General features: G+C 63.1%; 21 protein-coding genes and 1 riboswitch. Of the genes, 1 reads left to right on the forward strand and 20 read right to left on the reverse strand.

What is annotated here, in order from left to right:
• Position 1: 1 nt before the first annotated feature.
• The 18 genes from VK792_RS03375 to miaB form a co-directional block, all read right to left on the reverse strand.
• Positions 2-649 carry a phosphoribosylanthranilate isomerase gene (locus VK792_RS03375; RefSeq protein ID WP_326295936.1) on the reverse strand — a complete coding sequence of 216 codons (648 nt, stop codon included), beginning with the start codon at positions 647-649 and terminating at the stop codon, positions 2-4.
• 70 nt (positions 650-719) lie between these two features.
• Positions 720-1079: a LapA family protein gene (locus VK792_RS03380; RefSeq protein WP_326295937.1), complete on the reverse strand. Its 360-nt coding sequence runs from the start codon at positions 1077-1079 to the stop codon at positions 720-722.
• On the reverse strand, positions 1079-1363 hold the full coding sequence (gene ihfB / locus VK792_RS03385; protein ID WP_326295938.1) for an integration host factor subunit beta: 285 nt from the start codon (positions 1361-1363) through the stop codon (positions 1079-1081). The genes VK792_RS03380 and ihfB overlap by 1 nt, the downstream gene beginning before the upstream one ends.
• A 287-nt stretch (positions 1364-1650) precedes the next feature.
• Positions 1651-3327 (reverse strand): 30S ribosomal protein S1, encoded by a 1677-nt coding sequence (gene rpsA, locus VK792_RS03390; protein ID WP_326295939.1) that lies wholly within the window; start codon positions 3325-3327, stop codon positions 1651-1653.
• 372 nt (positions 3328-3699) lie between these two features.
• Positions 3700-4848: a hypothetical protein gene (locus tag VK792_RS03395; RefSeq protein WP_326295940.1), complete on the reverse strand. Its 1149-nt coding sequence runs from the start codon at positions 4846-4848 to the stop codon at positions 3700-3702.
• Positions 4796-5788 carry an aldo/keto reductase gene (locus tag VK792_RS03400; RefSeq protein WP_326295941.1) on the reverse strand — a complete coding sequence of 331 codons (993 nt, stop codon included), beginning with the start codon at positions 5786-5788 and terminating at the stop codon, positions 4796-4798. Before VK792_RS03400 ends, VK792_RS03395 begins: the two co-directional genes overlap by 53 nt.
• A gap of 36 nt (positions 5789-5824) precedes the next feature.
• Positions 5825-6439, reverse strand: a complete 615-nt coding sequence (gene cmk / locus VK792_RS03405; protein WP_326295942.1) for a (d)CMP kinase — start codon at positions 6437-6439, stop codon at positions 5825-5827.
• Positions 6436-6990, reverse strand: coding sequence for a hypothetical protein (locus VK792_RS03410; RefSeq protein ID WP_326295943.1), 555 nt, complete (start codon positions 6988-6990; stop codon positions 6436-6438). The genes cmk and VK792_RS03410 overlap by 4 nt, the downstream gene beginning before the upstream one ends.
• Positions 6987-8339, reverse strand: coding sequence for a 3-phosphoshikimate 1-carboxyvinyltransferase (aroA, locus tag VK792_RS03415; RefSeq protein WP_326295944.1), 1353 nt, complete (start codon positions 8337-8339; stop codon positions 6987-6989). Before aroA ends, VK792_RS03410 begins: the two co-directional genes overlap by 4 nt.
• A gap of 81 nt (positions 8340-8420) precedes the next feature.
• Positions 8421-9134, reverse strand: coding sequence for a tRNA (guanine(46)-N(7))-methyltransferase TrmB (gene trmB, locus VK792_RS03420; protein WP_326295945.1), 714 nt, complete (start codon positions 9132-9134; stop codon positions 8421-8423).
• A gap of 344 nt (positions 9135-9478) precedes the next feature.
• Positions 9479-10660 (reverse strand): methionine adenosyltransferase, encoded by a 1182-nt coding sequence (gene metK / locus VK792_RS03425; protein WP_326295946.1) that lies wholly within the window; start codon positions 10658-10660, stop codon positions 9479-9481.
• A gap of 4 nt (positions 10661-10664) precedes the next feature.
• A riboswitch (SAM-SAH riboswitch) is annotated at positions 10665-10712 on the reverse strand.
• 38 nt (positions 10713-10750) lie between these two features.
• Positions 10751-12217, reverse strand: a complete 1467-nt coding sequence (gene lnt, locus VK792_RS03430) for an apolipoprotein N-acyltransferase (protein WP_326295947.1) — start codon at positions 12215-12217, stop codon at positions 10751-10753.
• Positions 12210-13139, reverse strand: coding sequence for a hemolysin family protein (locus VK792_RS03435; protein WP_326295948.1), 930 nt, complete (start codon positions 13137-13139; stop codon positions 12210-12212). Before VK792_RS03435 ends, lnt begins: the two co-directional genes overlap by 8 nt.
• Positions 13140-13165: 26 nt before the next feature.
• Positions 13166-13681, reverse strand: a complete 516-nt coding sequence (gene ybeY, locus VK792_RS03440; protein ID WP_326295949.1) for an rRNA maturation RNase YbeY — start codon at positions 13679-13681, stop codon at positions 13166-13168.
• A 60-nt stretch (positions 13682-13741) separates the two neighbouring features.
• Positions 13742-14722, reverse strand: a complete 981-nt coding sequence (locus VK792_RS03445; RefSeq protein WP_326295950.1) for a PhoH family protein — start codon at positions 14720-14722, stop codon at positions 13742-13744.
• 113 nt (positions 14723-14835) lie between these two features.
• Positions 14836-15141 carry a hypothetical protein gene (locus VK792_RS03450; protein ID WP_326295951.1) on the reverse strand — a complete coding sequence of 102 codons (306 nt, stop codon included), beginning with the start codon at positions 15139-15141 and terminating at the stop codon, positions 14836-14838.
• Positions 15142-15151: 10 nt separating this feature from the next.
• Positions 15152-15769: an OmpA family protein gene (locus VK792_RS03455; protein ID WP_326295952.1), complete on the reverse strand. Its 618-nt coding sequence runs from the start codon at positions 15767-15769 to the stop codon at positions 15152-15154.
• A gap of 240 nt (positions 15770-16009) precedes the next feature.
• On the reverse strand, positions 16010-17329 hold the full coding sequence (gene miaB, locus VK792_RS03460) for a tRNA (N6-isopentenyl adenosine(37)-C2)-methylthiotransferase MiaB (RefSeq protein ID WP_326295953.1): 1320 nt from the start codon (positions 17327-17329) through the stop codon (positions 16010-16012).
• A gap of 117 nt (positions 17330-17446) precedes the next feature.
• Between miaB and VK792_RS03465 the strand changes: the two genes are divergently transcribed.
• The gene (locus VK792_RS03465; RefSeq protein ID WP_326295954.1) at positions 17447-18304 is read left to right on the forward strand and encodes a glycosyltransferase family protein; all 858 of its coding nucleotides are present in this window, start codon (positions 17447-17449) and stop codon (positions 18302-18304) included.
• 6 nt (positions 18305-18310) lie between these two features.
• On the opposite strand, the gene VK792_RS03470 is transcribed toward VK792_RS03465, so the two are convergent.
• Positions 18311-18637, reverse strand: coding sequence for a hypothetical protein (locus VK792_RS03470; RefSeq protein ID WP_326295955.1), 327 nt, complete (start codon positions 18635-18637; stop codon positions 18311-18313).
• Positions 18634-19074, reverse strand: a complete 441-nt coding sequence (locus VK792_RS03475; protein WP_326295956.1) for a hypothetical protein — start codon at positions 19072-19074, stop codon at positions 18634-18636. Before VK792_RS03475 ends, VK792_RS03470 begins: the two co-directional genes overlap by 4 nt.
• Positions 19075-19100 lie beyond the last annotated feature (26 nt).

A 19100-nucleotide genomic window follows, 5' to 3' on the forward strand; every position in this document is an offset into this window, starting at 1 on the left:
GTCAGACCTCTGCCACAGCCGCCAGGAATCGCGTGATCCGGTCGGGGTCTTTCACCCCCGGCGCAGATTCGACACCGGAACTGACATCGACCTGCCGCGCCCCCGTCATTCTGACCGCAAGCGCCACGTTTTCGGGCGTCAGCCCTCCGGCCAGCATCCACGGCTTCTGCCAGTACTTGCGCGATTGCAGCAGCCGCCAGTCAAAGGCCAGCCCGTTTCCGCCGGGCAGATCCGCCCCTTTTGGCGGCTTGGCGTCGATCAGGATCTGGTCCACGACCTGCGCATAGACGTCGATGGCCGCCAGGTCGGCCGCTTCGGCGACGCCGATGGCCTTCATCACCGGCAGGCCATAGCGCGCCTTGACCTCGGCGACGCGGTCCGGTGTTTCCCTGCCATGCAGTTGCAACATGTCCAGCGGAACCGCGGCCACCAGCGCGTCCAGGAACGCGTCATCGGCGTTCACGGTCAGCGCGACCTTGGCCACGCCCACCGGCATTTGCAGCGCAAGGCTGGCCGCGGTTTCAAACGATATGTTGCGCGGGGATTTCTCGAAAAACACCAACCCGGCATAGCGCGCGCCGGCGCCGGCCACAGCGGCAACGTCCTCGGGCTGGGTCAGCCCGCATATCTTCACCCGAATGTCTGACATCTGAATGGCCTGAACGAAACAGGCCGCGAGCCATGCTCACGGCCAAGGGATTTCACGCACGATAGGCGGTTCAGCGGACGTCGTCCAGAAGTGCCAGTACTTCATCCTTGCCCTGGTCGCGCTGCCCCTTCACCCGGCGCAATTCGCGTTCCAGCTTGCGCACCTCGCCGCCCTTGCGGGCCGCGTCGGCGCGGTGCTTGTGTTCCCGCAGGTATTCCCAGACGAACCCGATCATCAGCCCTGCCGCGATGCCGGCAAAGATCACCAGGAACAGCGGCAATTCGATCGACAGGGCAAACGGCCCCATGCCGGGGATTTCGGCAATCCGATCAGGCAGCGTGTTCAGCGTGACAGTGGCACGGTTGGCAAGCGCAACGACCATCAGCACGATGGCCAGCGCGCCCAAGAAGGCATAGCGGATATAGCGCATTACGATTTCCCGTTCAGTCGGTCGCGCAGCAGTTTGCCGGTCTTGAAGAAGGGAACGTGTTTTTCCTCGACATCAACCGACTCGCCCGTGCGCGGGTTCCGTCCTGTTCTCGCATCCCGCTTCTTGACGGAAAAGGCGCCGAAACCGCGCAGTTCGACCCGGTCGCCCCGCGCCATTGCCGCGGTAATCTCGTCGAAGATCGTGTTTACGATACGCTCGACATCACGCTGATAAAGATGCGGGTTTTCATCAGCGATCTTTTGAATAAGTTCCGAACGAATCATCTTTCCCACATCCCCCTGGGCTTTATTGCGTCTGCGCGCATTTACTGTCGCACTATAGGGGCAAATCCCGGCTTCGGGAACACGTCTGAGATGGACATTTCCACCGCTTTGCGGCCGATTTCAGCGAAAATGCCAGTCGAATCTGCCCCGGGCTGTCAACAGCAGCAGGCCGCGAGGTTTTGCAAACGGCCCAAGCCGGCGCGGTGTCCCCATTGATTCGTAATAAAAAGGGCCCCGGCACTGCCGAGGCCCCTGTGAACCGGCGCGGTGGGCGCGCCGATCCTGTATCAGTTGTCGCCCTTCAGGGCTGCGCCAAGGATGTCGCCCAGCGATGCACCCGAGTCGGACGAACCGTACTGTTCCACGGCTTCCTTCTCTTCGGCGATCTCGCGTGCCTTGATCGACAGACCCATGCGGCGGGTCTTGCTGTCGATGTTGGTGACGCGGACGTCAACCTTGTCACCGACCGAGAAACGCTCGGGGCGCTGTTCGGCACGGTCACGCGACAGGTCAGAGCGGCGGATGAAGGATTTCATGCCTTCGTATTCCACCTCGATGCCGCCATCCTCGATCGAGGTCACGACAACGGTGATGACCGAGCCACGCTTCACGCCGCCAACGGCTTCTGCGAACTTGTCACCGCCCAGTGCCTTGATCGACAGGCTGATGCGCTCTTTCTCGATGTCGACTTCCGAAACCACGGCCTTGACGATGTCGCCCTTGCGATAGTTCTGGATGGCGTCTTCACCGCGCTCGTCCCACGACAGGTCGGACAGGTGAACCATGCCGTCGATGTCGCCCGGCAGGCCGATGAACAGACCGAATTCGGTGATGTTCTTGACTTCGCCTTCGACCTCGGTGCCTTCCGGGTGGGTCTCTGCGAAGACTTCCCACGGGTTGCGCTGGGTCTGCTTGAGGCCCAGGGACACGCGGCGCTTGGTCGGATCGATTTCCAGAACCATAACGTCGACTTCCTGGCTCGTCGAAACGATCTTGCCGGGGTGGACGTTCTTCTTGGTCCAGGACATTTCCGACACGTGGACCAGGCCTTCGACACCGGGCTCCAGCTCAACAAACGCACCGTAATCGGTGATGTTGGTGACGCGACCCTGGTGCACCGAACCCAGCGGGAACTTGACGGCCACCAGATCCCACGGATCTTCCTGCAGCTGCTTCATGCCCAGCGAAATGCGGTGGGTGTCCTTGTTGATCTTGATCACCTGGACCTTGACGGTCTCGCCGATGGTCAGGATCTCGGACGGGTGGTTCACGCGGCGCCATGCCATGTCGGTGACGTGAAGCAGGCCGTCAACACCGCCCAGATCGACGAAGGCGCCGTATTCGGTGATGTTCTTGACGACGCCGTCCACGGCCTGACCTTCGGTCAGGTTCGAGATGACTTCGGCACGCTGCTCGGCACGGCTTTCTTCCAGGATGGCGCGGCGCGACACGACGATGTTGCCACGGCGGCGGTCCATCTTCAGAATCTGGAACGGCTGCTTCAGCCCCATCAGTGGGCCGGCGTCGCGCACGGGGCGCACGTCAACCTGCGAACCGGGCAGGAAGGCCACGGCACCGCCCAGATCGACGGTGAAGCCACCCTTGACGCGGCCAAAGATGGCGCCTTCGACGCGGGCGTCGTCGGCGTATGCTTTTTCCAGGCGATCCCAGGCTTCTTCGCGGCGGGCCATTTCACGGGAAATGACGGCTTCACCACGGGCGTTTTCTGCGGCGCGCAGGAAAACCTCGACCTCGTCACCGACAGAGATGTCGGGCGCTTCGCCGGGGTTTGCGAATTCTTTCAGTTCGACGCGGCCTTCCATCTTGTAACCGACGTCGATAATGGCTTGGCCCGCTTCAATCGCGATGACCTTGCCTTTGACAACCGAACCCTCTTCGGGGGTGTCCATTTCGAGGCTTTCATTAAGGAGGGCCTCGAATTCCTCCATCGTTGCGTTAGCCATGTGGCGTTTCAATCCTTCATAGGTTGTTTTCTGGCCGGGTGGTTGTCTCCACCGGTCTTGGGTTGGTCAGGGACGATGCGCAAAACAAAGAGGGCCGGTTGTCCCGACCCTGCTCGATCTCTTTCCTCTGCGGCGTTTTCGCCTTGTCGACACGGGCGCTCATAGAGCAGACCGCCGAATTGTTCAAGTCCGAAGGGCCGAAACCGCGCGCGTGGGCGTTGCGCCGCCCCCGGCCCAGCGCGCGCCGCGTTACCCCGAACCCGATGCCTGCTTTTGCGCATGCAATGTGCATCGGGTGTGCATTGGTTGTGCCCCGGCGATTTTGGTGCAAAACCAGCGTGTTAACCCACGATTCGCCCCTGCTTCGGCGGCTTACCCCCGCAACACCGCCAACGCCTGCTCCGCCAGCGGGTCGGTCACCGTGCCATCCGGCGCCGCGATCCGTCCGGGGTCTTTCCAGCCCGTGGTCAGGGCCCGGCAGTGGATCATCTCGAACCGATCATCGGTCATTCGCCGAAAGAACGGCAAACGTTCGGGGTTGTGCACATCCCAGCTGAACCGCCGCAGCGGGCCTTGCGGGACAATGCAGAACTTCGACGGCGTATCCCGCGGCGGCACCTGCACGCGGGTGTGGTGGGCATGGCGAAACGGCGGCGTCGCCTCGGGATCGGGCAACCGCCAATGCCCCGGCACCTGAACGATCCCCAGCCGCGACGTCACCGCCGCGTCAAAGACATTCGCGCCGTCCTTACCATACACCAGCTCGTCCACGTCACAGCTCAGCACCGCCCGTGCGCGCGACAGGTACCGCAGCCGGACCATGTTGCCGACGGCGGTTTGCAGATACTTTTCCGTGTTACGATAGGGTGTTAGCCCCAGCGGCCCGAACTTGAACGGGGCCGACAGCACCACCAGCCGTTCCAGCCCCACGGGCGCCAGCGCCGCCTCGATCTCTTCGGGCGCATAGCGGGACGATCCGTTGTCCACCGCCACCAGCCCCTGCAACCCGTGCATCGCCTTGTGGTAACGGGCGTGGTCCACCAGCCACTCAAGGTCGTTGTCCTTGGACAGGTAAAACGCACTGTTCAGCCCGGCAAACAGGTCGGTCTGCGCGATGCTGATGCCGCTTTCGCCCTGCCAGTCGCCGATCTGCACCAGGATCCGCGCAGGGGTCTTGGGGGCGACAAATTCCAGCAGGTCATGGCGGCGATAGCGGCGCAACCTCGCCAGCGCCACATCGCGGCCATCCAGTTGAAACCGCGCTCGGCGCACTCTGCGGCGCAAATTGTTGAACGGCGGGCAGACCAGCGTCAGCCGCCCGGCGTCCCAGATCGCGTCATACCAAAAGGTGTCCCGGTCCAGCCGCTCCAGATAGCCATCGGGGTGGTACCTGGGCCTCAGGATGGAGTTGCGCCGCATCCCGTCCGGAAAGCGCTGCGACTGGAAAGACCCGCTCACCCCCTGCGCCTCAGCAGAACCGTTCCGGGCCGTTCCACTGATCGGCGTTGTAGCGGTCGCCATGCGCCCAGCCCACCGGCAGAACCCGTTCGATTTGTTCCAAATCCTCGGCACTTAGCGCAATTTCCGTGCCGCGCATCAGGTCCTTCAGATGCGCGACAGAGCGGGTGCCGGGGATCGGGATCACTTGGTCGCCCCGGTGCAGCAGCCAGGCAATCGCCAGCCCGGCGGCGGGCACGCCCATGTCGGCGGCCAGCACGCGGAACCCGTCGGTGATCTCAAGGTTCGCGGTCAGGTTCGGCTCCATGAAGCGCGGGTTGGTCTTCATGAACGGCAGGGTCGCAAGGTCTTCGCGCGCGATCGGCGCATCGGTCAGCAGGCCACGGCCCACCGGCGAAAACGCCACCAGCGCAACCCCCAGGTCTGCACAGGTCTGCACCAGCCCCAGTTCGGCAAAGCGCGTCGACAGCGAATATTCCGACTGCACCGCCGCCACCGGATGCACCGCATGGGCCCGACGCAGCGAGGACGGTGCGATTTCGGAAAATCCGATGGCCTTCGTCTTGCCCTTCTTCACCAGCGCCGCCAGCGCCTCTGCCGCCTCTTCGATCGGGCGGTCGGCGTCGCGGCGGTGGACATAGAACAAATCAACATGGTCAATCCCCATGCGCGCCAGGGACTTGTCCAGTTCGCTTTCCAGATGCTCCAGCGAGTTGTCATAGTACCGCACGCCGTCGGGGGTGCGGGTGATCCCGGCCTTGGTGGCGATGTGGAACGTGTCCCGCGCCCCCGGGTTGGCGGCAAGATAGCTGCCGATGAAGGTTTCGGACCGGCCCATGCCATAGACGTTCGACGTGTCGATATGGGTCAGCCCGGCCGCAATGGCCGCGTCCAGGATCGCGTGAGAGTTGGCTTCGTTCGTCGGGCCATAGAAATCCGAAAACGACATCGCCCCATAGCCCATGGCCGACACCTCGACCCCGCCGATCTTGCGCATCTTCATGGCTGTCTGCTCCTTTGTCCTGTCGTCCCACACGCCTCAGGCCTTGGCGCGCATTTCCTCGATCAGCCGGACGGCCTCGTCCACCGCTTCGTCGATGCTCAGCCCCGACGTGTCCAGCGTGACGGCATCGTCTGCCGGTTTCAACGGCGCATCCGCGCGGGTCATGTCGCGTTCGTCGCGGGCCTGCACATCGGCCAGAACAGTAACGAAATCGGTGTCCACGCCCCGTTCGGTCAGTTCATCCAGACGCCGCCTTGCACGGACTTCGGGGCTGGCGGTCACGAACAGCTTGACCGCTGCATCCGGGCAGATCACCGTGCCGATGTCGCGCCCGTCCAGCACCGCGCCCCCGTCGCGCAGCGCGAAGGCGCGCTGGAAATCGACCAATGCCTTGCGGACCCCGGGCAGTGCGGCAACCTTGCTTGCGGCTTGCGCCACCTCGGCGGTGCGCAGCCCCTCTGCCTCCAGATCGCTGGGCAGCAGGTATTCGGCCGCCTCGACCGGCTCGACCCCCTGCAACATCCGCAGCCCGACCACCCGGTACAGCAATCCGGTATCCAGGTGGGCAAACCCGAACCGGTCGGCCACCGCACGCGAAATCGTGCCCTTGCCCGCCGCCGCGGGGCCGTCGATGGCGATCGTGAAACTCATGTCTTGGCCTTTCTTCCTGCGATGGCCTGCACCGCAATGACGGCAACCAACAGGGTTGCCAGCGTCAACTTGGCCGAGGTCAGCAGTGACAGGAACGTCATGTCCCCGCTGACGACCGGCACGGGCATATCCTTGAACTCCAGGAAGATATAGTCCCAGCGGAAGCTCATCAACGTGTAGAGCAGGCCAATGTTTTCCGACATGTCCAGCAGCGCAAAGACCACCGCTGCGACAATCCCCAACATCCGCGGGCGCAGGGTCAGCGCGACCCACAGGCTGAACAGCACGATAAAGGCCGGATCAACCCAGCCCAGCAAGCTTGTGTAAAGAGATACCGCGTTCGGGTCCTGCCCCACACCCTGCGCAAAGGCCCACAGATCGGCGGTGGAATAGCCGGTGAACGCAGCCTGCGGCAGGAACCGGCCCGGCGACAGCGGCGCGATCCGCCACTGAAGCAGAATCACCATGCCCAGAAACAGTAGCAGCGCGACCAGCCCGATCAGCCGTCGCGGCGCCCCTGCCCGGGGCTGTGGCTGCCCCGCGCCCGTCATGCCTGTGTACGTTCGATCCGTGCGCCCAGGCCGGTCATCAGCGGCTCGAAAATCGGGAAGGACGTCGCAATCGGGCTGCCGTCGTCCAGGTGAACACCCGCGTTCGCACCAAAGCCCATCACGGCAAAGGACATGGCGATGCGGTGATCCAGCCGCGTGCCCACGGTGGCGCCCCCCGGCACGTTGCCGTGCCCCAGGCCATGCACTGTCCACCAGTCTTCGCCTTCGTCGACCGTCACGCCATTCAGGCGCAGGCCCGTTGCCATCGCGTCGATCCGGTCGGATTCCTTGACCCGCAGTTCCTTGACGCCGGGCATGTGGGTCTTGCCCGTCGCGAAAGCCGCGACCACGGACAGCACGGGGTATTCGTCGATCATGCTGGCCGCGCGCTCTGCCGGAACCTCGATCCCGGTCAGGTTGGGAGAGAATTTCGCCCGCAGGTCGGCGACGGGCTCGCCCCCTTCCTCGCGCAGGTTTTCATAGTCCAGGTCCGCGCCCATCTCGCGCAGCGTGGTGAACAGCCCCGCCCGCGTCGGGTTCAACCCGATGTTCGGCACCAGCACGTCGGACCCTTCGGTGATCAGCGCAGCACAGACCGGGAAAGCCGCAGAGCTGGGGTCGCGTGGCACCACGATGGTCTGCGGCTTCAGCTCGGGCCGCCCCTGCAGGGTGATGACCCGGCCTTCGGCGGTCTGTTCGGTGGTGATCGTCGCGCCAAAACCCGCCAGCATCCGTTCGGAATGGTCACGGGTCGCCTCGCGCTCGATCACCACGGTTTCACCGGGCGCATTCAGCCCGGCCAGCAGCACCGCGGATTTCACCTGCGCTGAAGGCACCGGCGTGGCATAGCGCACAGGGACAGGGTCCGCCGCACCCACGATGGTTATCGGCAAACGCCCACCCTTGCGGCCATAAGACTGCGCCCCGAACAGCGCCAGAGGGTCGGTCACCCGTGCCATCGGCCGGGAATTCAGGCTGGCATCACCGGTGAAGGTCGCGGTGATCGGGCTGGTCGCCATGCAGCCCATGATCAGCCGCACGCCCGTGCCCGAGTTGCCGCAGTCGATCACTTGCTCGGGCTCGGAAAAACCGCCGACACCAACGCCAAAAACAGACCATGCCCCAGCCCCGTGCTGGGTCACCTCGGCGCCAAAAGCGCGCATCGCCCTGGCGGTGTCCAGCACATCCTCACCCTCCAGAAGGCCGGTGATTTTCGTCTCGCCCACCGAAAGCGCGCCAAGGATCAGCGAGCGATGGGAAATCGACTTGTCACCCGGCACATCGGCCCGCCCGGTCAGCGGGCCGGAAGGGTGCGCGGTCATCGGGATCGGGGTGCCATGTGCGGACATGTCGGGGCCTTTGGTTCGGAAATGGTAACGCTCGCAGCCGGTGATAGACGAGCCGTGTGAGCCTGTCCATCCGCCTGCGGCTCAACGTCGGCGGAAGGTCATGTAATGCGGCACACGGCCTTCACGCAGCGCCTTTTGTTCATAGCGGGTGGAAAGCCAGTCCGCCCAGGGTCGGCGCCAGTCCCCGGGGCCCTCGGCCAGCCAGTCGAACCCGGCCTTCGGCACTTCGATCAGGGTCTGACGCACGTAGTCGGGAATGTCGGTGGCCACCCGGAATTCGGCCCCCGGTTTCATCGCCGCGTGCAGCGGTTCAAGATGTTCCTGTGTCACGAACCGGCGGCGATGATGGCGTTTCTTCGGCCACGGGTCGGGATAAAGCAGGAACGCCTTGTCGATAGAGCCGTCCGGCAAGACGTCGAACAGGTTGCGCACGTCGCCGGGATAGACCGCCAGATTGCTCACCCCGGCGTCGCGGATCTTGCCCAGCAACATGGCGACACCGTTGATGAACGGCTCGCAGCCGATGATGGCCACATCCGGATGCGTCACCGCCTGGTGCACAAGGTGTTCGCCACCACCAAAGCCGACTTCCAGCCAGACCGGCCTGCCATCGAAGCGCACCGACAGATCGAGCGGCTGCCGTTCCGGGTTTTCTTCCCAATCCACCGCCCCTGGCGACAAGGCCGCCAGATCTTCGTCCAGAAAGGTCTCCTGGTTGGGACGCAGGGTCTTGCCTTTGATGCGGCCATAGAAATTGCGCCAGGGGGCGCCGGGATGCTTGTTCGATGTGGTCATGGGGGCGATTTAACCGCGAATCCCGGCTTTGCCAATCCGGGGTCCGGCCCAATTGGGCCGAACAGGGGGCGCTGCCCCCTCTTTGCCCGTTCCGGGCAAATTCACCCCTGAGGTATTTGGAAAACCAAAGATGCGAAGGCAAGAAAGAACCCCCTGCCTTTTCAGACAGGGGGCCACGTCTTCGGTTTGCGGTCATCGGCGCCTCCGCCTGTACCGCAAAGTCCATCAAGACCCATGAAGGTAAAGAAAACCTTTATCCGTCTTTGGTTTGAAAAATACCTCGGGGGAAGCCGCCGAAGGCGGCGCGGGGGCAGAGCCCCCGTCCGGGCGTCAAGCCCGGAACCTCAGACCGCGGATTTCAATGCGTCAGCCAGATCGGTGCGTTCCCAGCTGAAACCGCCATCGGCCTCGGGGGCGCGGCCGAAATGGCCGTAAGCTGCGGTGCGCTGAAAGATCGGACGGTTCAGGCCAAGATGCGTACGAATTCCACGCGGTGTCAGGTCCATGACGCGCGGAATGGCGGTTTCGATCGCGGCCGCGTCGACTTCGCCGGTGCCGTGGGTGTCGGCATAGATCGACAGCGGATGGCTGACGCCGATGGCATAGCTCAGCTGGATCGTGCAGCGTTCAGCCATACCCGAAGCAACCACGTTCTTCGCCAGGTAGCGCGCAGCGTAGGCCGCCGAGCGGTCGACCTTGGTCGGGTCCTTTCCTGAAAACGCGCCGCCGCCGTGCGGGGCCGCACCGCCGTAGGTGTCGACGATGATCTTACGCCCGGTGAGGCCGGCATCCCCATCGGGGCCGCCGATCACGAAAGTGCCGGTGGGGTTCACCCACCATTCGGTGGCCTCGGTGATCCAGCCTTCGGGCAGCACTTCGCGGATGTAGGGTTCGACGATGGCGCGGATATCGGCGCTGGTCTGGCTTTCATCCGCGTGCTGGGTGGACAGCACGATCGAGGTCACCCCCACCGGCTTGCCGCCTTCGTAGCGCACGGAAAGCTGCGATTTCGCATCGGGGCGCAGCAGCGGCTCGGCGCCCGATTTGCGCACTTCGGCCAACCGGCGCAGGATCGCGTGCGCATATTGGATTGGCGCGGGCATCAGCGCCTCGGTCTCGTTCGTGGCATAGCCGAACATGATGCCTTGGTCCCCGGCACCTTCGTCCTTGTTGTCACGCGCATCGACGCCTTGGGCAATGTGGGCGGACTGTTCGTGCAGCAGGTTGGTGATTTCGCAGGTGGCGTGGTGGAACTTGTCCTGCTCGTAGCCAATGCCCTTGATACAGCTGCGCGCGATATCGGGCACGCGCTGCATGTATTCGGCCAGCTTGTCCGGGTCCGACAGGCCGACCTCTCCACCGATCACGACGCGGTTGGTGGTGGCGAAGGTTTCACAGGCGACGCGCGCTTCGGGCTCTTCGGCCAGGAAGGCGTCCAGCACCGCATCGGAAATCCGGTCGCAGACCTTGTCGGGGTGGCCCTCGGAAACGGATTCAGAGGTGAAGATATAGTTCTGACGGGACATCGGGTGCTCCACTAGGGTTCGCCGCCACGCCAGGAAGCCGTTGTGGCGGTAAAAATAATCGTGCCTCGCTATGCGCCTTCTGGTCCGAGGTCAATTGCGATTTCGTTGATTCAGGACAAGCGCCACGCCCACCAGCAGCAAAAAGCCGATCAAAAGCGGCAAATCGCCGGTGCGGGAATAGGGCGAGGCCGCAGCGGCGCGCGGCAAGGGCGCGTCCAGAAACCCTGCCTCGTTCAGCGGCAGGCTGGCCGTCACCCGGCCCGCCGGGTCGATCACCGCGGACACGCCGGTATTGGCGGCGCGGATCAGAGGCAGGCGGTTTTCAATCGCCCGCATCCGCGCCTGCATCAGGTGTTGATACGGGCCGGAGACCGCGCCGAACCATGCATCGTTGGTCAGTTGCAACAGATAGTCCGGGCGCTCCGTCGTCCCGGTCACGTCTTGCGGAAACACCGCCTCGTAACAGATCAGCGGCAGGGCGCGACCCGGCGTTGTGTCGATGACCTGCGGACCGGGGCCGGCGCTGTAGCCGCCTTCGGCCCGGGCGGCGATGCCGCCGATGGTGATCCAGGTGAACAGATGCGCCAGGGGGATGTATTCGCCGAACGGCACAAGATGATGCTTGTCGTAAAGCGCACTGATCTGGCCGTTTGGGTCAAGCGCGACGAGGGAATTGTAAAACCCGGTTTCATCGAAGCGCTGGATGCCGACGATGACCTGCGCGCCACGGGCGGCGTCGGTCAGGATATCGAACGCTGGTTCGGCATCGTTCAGCAGCATCGGCAAGGCGGATTCCGGCCAGACGATCAGCGCGGGATTTCCCGGCGCTTCGGTAAAGTCGACCTGTCGGCGAAAGAAGATCGGGATATAGGCCCTGTCCCATTTCAGGTGTTGCGGCGCGTTTGGCTGGATGAGCCGCACGATGGGCCGGTCGTCCGAGGCCTGCACCGGCGGCCGCAGCCAAAGGCCGCCCCCCCACAGCACGGCCAGAAGGCCAAGGGCAGTCACCGCCGTCTTGACCGTGGTGCGGGCCAGCAGGGCCGCCACGGCCAGCGCGATCAGCGTCAGGCCGTGCGGGCCAAGAACCGCCCCCCATTGCGCCACCGGCGTGGGCGCAAAGACGTAGCCGAGAAGCCCCCAGGGAAACCCGGTCAGCACATAGGCGCGGGCCAGTTCCGTCAGCGCCCAGAGCGGCACCAGCGCCAGCGCCGTGCGCAGCCGCTGCGACAGCCAGAACGGCAGCGCCCAGAACAGTGCCAGCCCTGCCCCCATGCCAATCAGCGCAAAGGGTGCCATCCATCCGGTCACGGCGATGTCGACAAGGAACGGCTCGACGATCCATGACAGCGATGCCGCAAAATAGCCGACGCCAAAGACCCAGCCGGTCCAACCCGCCTGCCCCGGTGTGTCGCAGCGCGACAGCAACCAGAACGGCACCGCCAGCGCCAGAAGCGCAAGCGGCCAAAGGTCGAGCGGGGGTTGTCCAGCCGCCAGACACAGCCCGGCTGCCAGCGCCAGAAGCAGCCGTTTCCGGCGCGGCAGGACGGTTTCAGCCATGGCTGGCGCTGGCATCCGGGGCGGCGGCGGCGGGCACCGTGTGTTTTTGTCCCGGCAAACGCACCCGAAGCCGCTTGATCCGTCGCGGGTCGGCATCGACCACTTCGAATTCAACGCCTTCCGGGTGCGGCAGCACCTCTCCGCGCGCGGGCACGTGACCGGCCAGCATGAAGACCAGCCCGCCCAGCGTGTCGATCTCTTCCTCGTCGATCTCGTCGTGCTCGGTCAGGGTCAGGCCGATCTCGGTCTCGAAGTCTTTCAGCGGGGTCTTGGCCTGAACCAGGTAACAGCCAGACGGCTCTCGGGTCCAGAACTTGCCCTCGTCGATGTCGTGCTCGTCCTCGATTTCCCCGATCACCTGTTCGATCAGGTCTTCGATCGTGACCAGCCCGTCAACGCCGCCATATTCGTCGATCACAAGACCCATGTGCCGGCGTTCGGTCTGCATCTTGGTCAGCAGCACGCCAATCGGCATCGAAGGCGGTACAAACAGCAATGGGCGCAGCATCTTTTTCAGGTTGAACCGGCCCGACCCCGAGCCATTGAACCCGTGCAAAAGGGCAAAATCCTTGAGGTGCACCATCCCGAGAGGCGTATCGAGTGTGCCGTCGAACACCGGAAGGCGGGTCATGCCACTGTCGCGGAACACCTTGACCAGTTCATCCTTGGTGATGGTGATCGGGACCGCCACGATTTCGACCCGGGGGATCGCCACGTCCTCGACCCGCATGCGGCGCAGGTTTATCATGCCGTGGGTGGGGGTCGTGCCCGATGTCGCGGTGGTGCCGTTGACGGTGCCCGCAGAGGGTTCGCCCCCGGTCAGGGACCCGATGAAACGGCGCAGAAACCCGCCGCCCGGTTGATGTTGTTCTTCCTGTTGCGCGCCTTGCGCCGCGTTAGAAGAGCCGTCGTTCTCGCCCATGTCTCGCTTTTGTCCAGAAAGGGCGCTCAGGCCCCGTAATTGTCCATATATGGGTCAGCGATCCCCAGTTTGCCAAGTATCACTGTCTCAAGTGATTCCATCAGCGTGGCATCGCCGTCACGGATGTGGTCGTAGCCCAACAGGTGCAGGGTTGCGTGAACGATCAGATGGGTGACGTGGTCGGTCACGGTCTTGCCTTGTTCGGTGGCTTCGCGCTGGCAGGTTTCCAGCGCAATGGCGATGTCACCCAGCGGTTCCGGGTCGTCCGGTTCCGCCTCGGGTGGCAGGTCGGGATCGCCGCCGTCGTTTTCGGCCGACAGGTCCCAGGCGGGCCAGCTGAGCACGTTGGTGGGCTGCGGTTTGCCGCGGAAATCGGCGTTGAGGGTGGCAATACGGGCGTCATCGCAGGCCAGAACGGCGATTTCATAGCCCTCGGGCGGCAGCTCGAGGTGGTTGAGCACTGCCGTGGCGGCGGTTTCGGCCAGGCCGGCAAACCCCACCCCGTGCCAGCGGTCGTCTTCAAGGATCGTTTCGGTCAGCATGTGGCGTGCGCCGGGGGCTCTGCCCCCGGACCCCCGGGATATTTTCAGGCCAGAAGAAGATCAGGTCGGTTTGATCGCGTCCTTGTCATAAGCCTCGATGATGGCGGCAACAAGCGGATGACGGACGACATCCTTGGCGGTGAAATAATTGAAGCTGATCCTGGGGATTCTGTTGAGCAGCCGCTCCGCATCGGCCAGGCCCGAGGGCACGCCGCGCGGCAGGTCGATCTGGGTGCGGTCGCCGGTAATGACCATGCGCGAGCCTTCGCCCAGGCGCGTGAGGAACATTTTCATCTGCATCGACGTGGCGTTCTGCGCCTCGTCCAGCACCACGAAGGCGTTTGACAGGGTCCGACCGCGCATGAAGGCCAGCGGGGCGATTTCGATCACCTTTTCCTCGATCATCTTCTGCAGCTGCTTTGCGGGCAGGAAATCGCCCAGCGCATCGTAGAGCGGCTGCATATAGGGATCGACCTTGTCCTTCATGTCGCCGGGCAGATAGCCCAGCTTTTCGCCGGCCTCGACCGCGGGTCGGCTGAGGATGATCCGGTCAACCAGCCCGTTGATGAACATGTTCACCCCGACCGCAACGGCAAGATAGGTCTTGCCGGTCCCTGCCGGGCCGATGCCAAAAGCCAGTTCGTTCGAGAACAGCGCGGCGACATAGGCCTTTTGCGCCTCTGTCCGCGGTTCGACCAGTTTCTTGCGGGTCTTGATCTCGACCTTGCCGCCGCCGAACATCTCGAGCTGCGATTGCGGTGTCTCTTCGGCATTGGCCATGCGGAATTCACGGTCGATATCGCCGGTTTCCACCGCCTTGCCGGTTTCCAGTCGTTCGTAGAGCGCCTGCAACACCTCGGACGCTTCGGCCTGGGCGGCGGGTTCGCCGAAGATGGCGAGGTGGTTGCCACGTCGCAAGATCTGCACCCCAAGCCGGGATTCGATGTCCGTGAGGTTGCGGTCATATTCGCCGCACAGGTCGATCAGCAGACGATTGTCGGGAAATTCGAGCACAGCTTCGGTGATGGTGCCTGTGGTCACGCATGTCTCCTGCCAAGTAACAGTTTGACAATATACAATGAAGTATTCCTGCCGAAGTTGCCACCGCAATAGCTAAAAAGGCTCGAAATCCCAATTTTCCTTTGCCATTCTCCTTAGTTGGGGTCTGGAATTGGGCTTCCTCCCTTAAAGTCACCAGCGGTATAGGTAGGAGGCGCAACCCCAGAACAAACCGGCTTCCCATACTTGTCCAAACGCGCGACATAATACCCATCGAAGCCGTCATCTGCCATCCAGTGGTCACAGCCATCGGGGTCAATATGGATTCCCCACTGAAGATCGGTCAGTGGGTGCGAGTCAATTCCGCGGTCAATGGTTTTGTCGGCTGGATAACCACGCAAACCTTCATCAGTACATGCCGACGCCAATACTAGAGATACAATCGCAATGTAGTTTTTCATCTTATAAACCTCACTCAAAGCAGAGTATCTCGACCCGGCGGTTCCGCGCCATTCCCTCTTTGGTTGCATTAGTCGCCACAGGAAATCGTTCTCCCATTCCGCGAACGTCAGTTATTCTCGCCCCAACAGACTTTCCAATCTTTGCAACCGCCAAAGCTCGGTTATAGCTCAGCCGCATGTTATAGTCGTCACTAGCTCGGCTGTCAGTATGTCCGACAACCACAAAGGCGAACGCGGTCGAGGAGCGGAAAAACTGCGCGATGCGAGATTGGTGCTGTGATTTGATCCGATAGCTATCAGTAGCGAAAAATTGATCAGTATTCAACAAACCGCATGGCTCTACGTCGTGGCATATCGGCATCCCTTGTCTGGTAAGCCGATTGTCACCATAACCTTCAGCCCCATCGTCCATAACCCAAACCTCACAGCCATCGGGCGTAAGCGCGATTCCCGGGATATACTGACCGCGATCTCTACCCTGCTGAGAAGGTGTATTTCGACTGAACTTCTGGCTTGAACCAGAAGAGCCGGGTCCCGACAAATCCTGCGCGGCGACTGGCAGCGCCGCCGTCAGGGCGATCAGCGCGGCACCGATGCCCGCGCGGACGGCTTTGGAAAAATATGCCACAGCCTCTGTCCCTTTGTTGTTCTGTTTCCCCCAGGTCCGGAAGGGAATCGCCCCGCCCGGCCCAAATCTTCTATAAACAACACCTTAGCAAACAAAACGACGCTGTGAAGCGAAAACCACCACATATGGCGGTTTCTGTCGCACATAAGCGCAAGACTTGGCGGGCATTGCCTGTGGACAACCCCAAGAGGGATTGAATCACAACCGTTTAGGGCCACCAGTTAAACCGGTGCAGAAAGATTACAAAAGCTGACCAGTCAGCGAATTGGGGCCGCTGTCCACAATCCTGACGCGGCGCAGGTCGCCCGGGGCAATCCCCTCGGCTGTGACATGCACAGCATGCAGATAGTCGGACTTGCCCACCATCTGGCCTTCCAGCCGCCCGGGGCGTTCGAACAGGACACCGACCTCGCGACCGACCATGGCATCCTGCAAGGCCCGCTGTTGCCGAGTCAGCAGTGCCTGAAGCCGTTGCAGGCGGTCATCTTTTTCATCCTCGGGCACCTGGGCGCGTTCCGCCGCCGGGGTGCCGGGGCGTTCGGAATACTTGAAGCTGAAGGCGCTACCATATTGTACCGCCTCGATCAGGGACAGCGTATCCTGAAAATCCGTCTCGGTTTCTTCGGGAAAGCCGACGATGAAATCGCCCGACAGGTGCAGATCGGGCCGCGCCGCGCGCAACCGTTCGATCAGGCGCAGGTATTGTTCGGCCGTGTGCTGACGATTCATCCGCTTCAGGATCTTGTCTGACCCGGCCTGCACCGGCAGATGCAGATAAGGCATCAGCTTCGGGCAATCGGCGTGGGCGTCGATCAGGTCATCGCTCATGTCGTTGGGGTGGCTGGTGGTAAACCGGATGCGTTCCAGCCCATCGACATCGTTCAGCGCCCAGATCAAGCGCGCCAGAGACCAGTCGCCATCGGGGCCGGCCCCGTGATAGGCGTTCACATTCTGGCCCAGAAGGGTGATTTCGCGCACGCCACGCGCCACCAGATCGCGCGCTTCGTCCAGAATACGGGCGGCGGGGCGGCTGACTTCGGCGCCGCGGGTGTAGGGCACCACGCAGAAAGCACAGAACTTGTCGCAGCCTTCCTGCACGGTCAGAAACGCGGACGGGCCGCGTTTCGCCTTGGGGCGCGATTTCAGGTGTTCAAACTTGTCTTCCTCGGGGAAATCGGTGTCCAGCACCTTTGCCCCCTGCCCCGCCTTTGCCTCCATCTCGGGCAGGCGGTGATAGCTTTGCGGACCGACGACAAGATCGACCATCGGCTGACGGCGCATGATTTCCTCGCCTTCGGCTTGCGCGACACAGCCGGCAACGCCGATTTTCAGGTCTGGCTTGGCTGCCTTCAGCCCTTTGTAGCGACCCAGTTCGGAATAGACCTTTTCCGCCGCCTTTTCACGGATATGGCAGGTATTCAGCAGGATCATGTCCGCATCGTCGGGCGACTTGGTTTCGACATAGCCCTGCCCGCCCAGCGCTTCGGCCATGCGTTCGCTGTCATAGACGTTCATCTGACAACCGTAAGTCTTGATGAACAGTTTCTTGGGCTGGGACATGGGGCAGACTCCGTCGCGCGCGTTCAAGGGCTGCGGATACCGCGAAACGCCCCCGTCTTGCAATGCCCGGGAAGATAGCCGACCTTGGGCGTCGGGCAAACGGGCGGAATGTGGACGATGCGCTTTGGCGACACGGCGGATTTGGTGAAGAACGGCGCGGGCCTGCTGCAACGCGGTCCGTTGGCGCTGATCTTTGCCGAGGACGAGGTCGAACTGGACGGCACGCTGCGCCACCACCTGAAACAGGGGTTCGGGCAGGTGATCGTCTTTGCCCCCAAAGACCTGCCCTGCCCCGAGATGCCGGGCGTCGCGCGGGTCGATCTTGCCCCCACCGGGCCTGACGCCGTGGCGCAAGCCGTCACGCAGGTGAACGACGCCGCAGCCGGGCACTGGGTCTATTTCGGGTTCAACGCCGAATACCTGTTCTACCCGTTCAGCGAAACGCGTCGGGTGTCGGAGATGCTGGCTTTCCACGCCGAGGAACGTCGTGATGCCATGGTCTGCTTCGTGATCGACCTTTATGCGCCCGACCTGTCCAGCCACCCCGACGCGGTGAACCCGCAAGAGGCATGGCTCGACAAGGCGAGCTATTACGCGCTGGAGCGGTTGGGCGACAACAAGCACCCGAAAGAGCGCCAGCTTGATTTCTTTGGCGGGCTGCGCTGGCGATTCGAAGAGCACGTCCCGGAAAACCGCCGCCGGATCGACCGCGTCGCCCTATTTCGTGCCGAAAAGGGCCTTCAATTGCGGCCCGATTTCACGCTGTCTGACGAAGAACGCAACACCTATGCCTGCCCCTGGCACAACAACCTGACCGCCGCCGTGGCCAGTTTCCGCACCGCCAAAGCGTTGAAGTGCAACCCGATGTCACGCAAGGCGATCGACAGTTTCATCTGGCCCGGATCGGTACGGTTCGACTGGTCGTCACGCCAGTTGATGGACCTGGGCCTGATGGAACCCGGGCAATGGTTCTGAGAGACGCTACTGACCGACGATCACCCGCTTGAACCCGCCTTCGCCGGTGCCGGGGCGGTTCACCCGAACTCCGGATGGCGGCACATCCACAGCCACAGCGCGCGGCTGTGGCGCGGCTGCCTGCGGCGAGCGCGGCACCTGTCCCTGCTTCTGCGCCTCGCGATACGCAATTTCCGTGGCCACGAATTCGCCGACCCGGATCGCGGCGTTTTGCAGCGCGGCCATCACCTGCGGGTCGCGGATCAAGGCCTGTGACATCGCCAGCACCAAAGCCATGGACAGCGCTTTGCTGGCCAGTCGGACCCAAAGGGGCTTTTTCGGGCGCAGCTTCATCGTGGCACCCGCACGCGCCGCGGTCCGCCGGTTTCGGACCGGCCAAGCCCGCGGCGGACCGTGACACCATGGTCGGTCTGTTCCTCGTCACCGCGATAGCCAGCCTCGCCGGGCAACGGGACAAAGCCGGCCTCGCCCGGCAGGGCAATGATCTCGGGCGCGCCGGGTGGCGCGATAAAGCCGGGCTCGCCCGGCAGCGGTGTCAGGTCAAGATCGGGCGGCGGCCGGTTCCCCAGCGCTTCAAGACGGCCCAACTGCGTTTCTATCCGGTTGGCCGCGTCTGCGGCATGAGCGTCGATATCGACCAGTTCCGGTTGGGTCGGCTCTGCACTCTCCACCGAGGCAACGCTGAAGGAAACCCCCTGCCACCAGAGGTATCCCAATACGATCAGCAAGCCGGCCAGCTTGACCAGCAACCCTTGGATGAAATGCGCCATGACCGGATGACTAGTCCGGTGATTTG

It is taken from the genome of Mesobacterium hydrothermale, assembly GCF_035818635.1.
Classification (GTDB): domain Bacteria; phylum Pseudomonadota; class Alphaproteobacteria; order Rhodobacterales; family Rhodobacteraceae; genus Mesobacterium_A; species Mesobacterium_A hydrothermale.

What these genes read in the sequence shown, in the direction of transcription:
- VK792_RS03375 (WP_326295936.1), bottom strand. Translation starts at nt 649, where the DNA reads ATGTCAGACATTCGGGTGAAGATATGCGGGCTGACCCAGCCCGAGGAC.
- VK792_RS03380 (WP_326295937.1), bottom strand. Translation starts at nt 1,079, where the DNA reads ATGCGCTATATCCGCTATGCCTTCTTGGGCGCGCTGGCCATCGTGCTG.
- ihfB (WP_326295938.1), bottom strand. Translation starts at nt 1,363, where the DNA reads ATGATTCGTTCGGAACTTATTCAAAAGATCGCTGATGAAAACCCGCAT.
- rpsA (WP_326295939.1), bottom strand. Translation starts at nt 3,327, where the DNA reads ATGGCTAACGCAACGATGGAGGAATTCGAGGCCCTCCTTAATGAAAGC.
- VK792_RS03395 (WP_326295940.1), bottom strand. Translation starts at nt 4,848, where the DNA reads ATGGCGACCGCTACAACGCCGATCAGTGGAACGGCCCGGAACGGTTCT.
- VK792_RS03400 (WP_326295941.1), bottom strand. Translation starts at nt 5,788, where the DNA reads ATGAAGATGCGCAAGATCGGCGGGGTCGAGGTGTCGGCCATGGGCTAT.
- cmk (WP_326295942.1), bottom strand. Translation starts at nt 6,439, where the DNA reads ATGAGTTTCACGATCGCCATCGACGGCCCCGCGGCGGCGGGCAAGGGC.
- VK792_RS03410 (WP_326295943.1), bottom strand. Translation starts at nt 6,990, where the DNA reads ATGACGGGCGCGGGGCAGCCACAGCCCCGGGCAGGGGCGCCGCGACGG.
- aroA (WP_326295944.1), bottom strand. Translation starts at nt 8,339, where the DNA reads ATGTCCGCACATGGCACCCCGATCCCGATGACCGCGCACCCTTCCGGC.
- trmB (WP_326295945.1), bottom strand. Translation starts at nt 9,134, where the DNA reads ATGACCACATCGAACAAGCATCCCGGCGCCCCCTGGCGCAATTTCTAT.
- metK (WP_326295946.1), bottom strand. Translation starts at nt 10,660, where the DNA reads ATGTCCCGTCAGAACTATATCTTCACCTCTGAATCCGTTTCCGAGGGC.
- lnt (WP_326295947.1), bottom strand. Translation starts at nt 12,217, where the DNA reads ATGGCTGAAACCGTCCTGCCGCGCCGGAAACGGCTGCTTCTGGCGCTG.
- VK792_RS03435 (WP_326295948.1), bottom strand. Translation starts at nt 13,139, where the DNA reads ATGGGCGAGAACGACGGCTCTTCTAACGCGGCGCAAGGCGCGCAACAG.
- ybeY (WP_326295949.1), bottom strand. Translation starts at nt 13,681, where the DNA reads ATGCTGACCGAAACGATCCTTGAAGACGACCGCTGGCACGGGGTGGGG.
- VK792_RS03450 (WP_326295951.1), bottom strand. Translation starts at nt 15,141, where the DNA reads ATGAAAAACTACATTGCGATTGTATCTCTAGTATTGGCGTCGGCATGT.
- miaB (WP_326295953.1), bottom strand. Translation starts at nt 17,329, where the DNA reads ATGTCCCAGCCCAAGAAACTGTTCATCAAGACTTACGGTTGTCAGATG.
- VK792_RS03465 (WP_326295954.1), top strand. Translation starts at nt 17,447, where the DNA reads ATGCGCTTTGGCGACACGGCGGATTTGGTGAAGAACGGCGCGGGCCTG.
- VK792_RS03470 (WP_326295955.1), bottom strand. Translation starts at nt 18,637, where the DNA reads ATGAAGCTGCGCCCGAAAAAGCCCCTTTGGGTCCGACTGGCCAGCAAA.
- VK792_RS03475 (WP_326295956.1), bottom strand. Translation starts at nt 19,074, where the DNA reads ATGGCGCATTTCATCCAAGGGTTGCTGGTCAAGCTGGCCGGCTTGCTG.